3 protein-coding genes are annotated in these 2,119 nt (G+C 62.3%); all 3 read left to right on the top strand.

Annotation, left to right across the window (positions count from 1 at the left end; genetic code table 11):
• Positions 1–1,342: type II toxin-antitoxin system HipA family toxin YjjJ (gene yjjJ / locus VBE63_RS27965; protein ID WP_323686262.1), on the top strand; the 1,342-nt coding region annotated here is incomplete at its 5' end.
• Positions 1,343–1,511: 169 nt separating this feature from the next.
• Positions 1,512–1,811, top strand: a complete 300-nt coding sequence (locus VBE63_RS27960; protein WP_323686261.1) for a type II toxin-antitoxin system HigB family toxin — start codon at positions 1,512–1,514, stop codon at positions 1,809–1,811.
• Positions 1,811–2,119, top strand: a 309-nt coding sequence (locus VBE63_RS27955; protein ID WP_323686259.1) for a hypothetical protein, incomplete at its 3' end; no start/stop codon positions are given. The genes VBE63_RS27960 and VBE63_RS27955, both read left to right, overlap by 1 nt.

Raw genomic sequence — 2,119 nt, 5'->3', positions numbered from 1 at the left:
GCTCTGTCGCCGTCTGGGCGGCATCGATCGCGCCACACTCCTGCGCTGGGTGCGTCGACTCGACCCCGAGGTCTTGCGCCTGGGGAAGGCTCGGCGCTCCGCCTATGCGCTGCGTCGTCCGCTGCGCGGGCGGCAGACACCGATTCCGCTGTATCGGATCGATGAGGCCGGAAACGGGCACCTGCTGGGGCGCCTGAGCCTGATCGAGCCCGAGGGTAGCGCCCTAGAGTGGGTCGAGCCCTGTCCCTGGCCGCTCGACGATCAAATGGCCGACGGCTGGTTCGAGGGTCTGCCCTACCCCCTGTACGACATGGCTCCACAGGGCTTTCTTGGGCGGCATTTCGCCCATCGCCATGCACAATCACTCGGGGTCAGCGAACGTCTCGCGGACTGGAGCGCCGCCGACATCGCTCACGTCTTGGCAACGCTCGGGCAGGATCAGCCCGGCGATCTGATCCTTGGCGAGGCGTCCTTCGAGGCCGAGCTGCAGGCCCGGGCGCAGCGCCAGCCCCAGGCCCGCGAGGATTATCCGGCGCTGGCTGAACGGGCCTTGGCCTTTGGCGATGCGGGCTCATCAGCTGGCGGTGAGTTTCCCAAGTTCGCCACGCTCATCGCGCCTCAAGGCGAAGCGCTCTCGGTGATCGTCAAGTTCTCCGGCGACGATGAGACGCCGGCTGTACAGCGCTGGTCAGATCTGCTCGTCGCCGAACATCTGGCGCTCGAGACGCTGCGCTCGGAGTTGGCCATCCCCACCGCGCAGAGCCACATCGAACACCAGGCTGGGCGCCGGTTCCTGGAGGTCGAGCGCTTCGATCGGGTCGGACGCCAGGGACGCGCAGCGGTGTGCAGCTTGGCCAGTCTCAACCCGGCATTGGTCGGCCTTGCCGGCGAGCCTTGGCCGGAGAAGGCCCAGCGCTTGCATCAGCAGGGTTGGCTGTCGCTCGACACCTGCGAGCGCATCCGCCGCCTCTGGTGGTTCGGTCGACTGATCGCCAACAACGATATGCACGATGGCAACCTAGCGTTCCGGCCAGGCCTAATCCTAGCCCCGGTCTCCGACATGCTGCCCATGCAGTATGCGCCGACGCGCAGTGGCAAGCTTCCGCCAATCAACTTTCAGCCAGCACTGCCACTACCAGGCGATCAATCCGCTTGGCTGCAGGCCCACGAAGCCGCCATCGGCTTCTGGAACCGCTGCGCTGCCGAGCCCAGTATCAGCAGCGCGTTCAGGAAGATCGCCGCCGACAATTGCGCGGCGTTGATGAGGCTCGAGCCGGCAGCTCAAGTCAGCCAGCTGGACGAAGAAAACCGCAGCAGCCATAACCGAGCGCAGCAGCAGTAGCGCTCACCGCACCGGCCTTGCCTATTAAGCAGGTTCGCTCGATTGAACCTCGGCAGCCCGAAGCCACCGATAGATCCCGAATGCGATCAAGAAACGCTCTTGAGAAGTTTCACGTAGAGCTAGCACGAACTTTGCCCTCGATATACCGTCTTGGTATATACTGCCTGCCATGCACGTCATCGCGAAGCCCATCCTGGTCGAGTTCTGGATCAAGCACCCAGACGCCAAGCATCCGCTGGAAGCTTGGTATCGCACTATGAAGATGGAGGTCTTCTCAGATTTCAACGACCTGCGCGCAACTTTCGCAAGCGCCGATTACGTGGATGGAATGACGGTGTTCAACATCGGGGGCAATAAGTACCGATTGATCGCGGCGATCCACTACAACCGGCACAAGGTCTACATCCGCGGGGTACTCACCCATGAAGAGTACAACCGCGATGGTTGGAAACGAAACAGGAGAAACTGATGGCCCTGACACATAAGACGGTGCCCGAACCGCAAGCCATTCTTCGGGCCTGGATGCCGTTCAAGGAAGTGGTCGGCGTGACCTCGGTTCACTCCGAGGAAGACTACACCCAGGCGCGAGCGACCATCGAGGTATTACTGGATGAGATCGGCGACAACGAGCATCACCCCCTGGCCGACGTGCTCGACTATCTGGCTGACCAAGTTGCAGCCTATGAAAATGTTTACCACCCCATCCAGGAGTCCGAGCCCAAAGAGGTGCTCCGCTTCCTGATGGACCAGCATGGGTTGAAGCAGGAAGACCTTGCT

Source organism: Lamprobacter sp. (genome assembly GCF_034860625.1).
Taxonomy (GTDB): Bacteria; Pseudomonadota; Gammaproteobacteria; order Chromatiales; family Chromatiaceae; genus Lamprobacter.
Note: the sequence above shows the minus strand (reverse complement) of the source record. Positions and strands in the feature narration are given on the sequence as shown.

What these genes read in the sequence shown, in the direction of transcription:
- VBE63_RS27960 (WP_323686261.1), top strand. Translation starts at nt 1,512, where the DNA reads ATGCACGTCATCGCGAAGCCCATCCTGGTCGAGTTCTGGATCAAGCAC.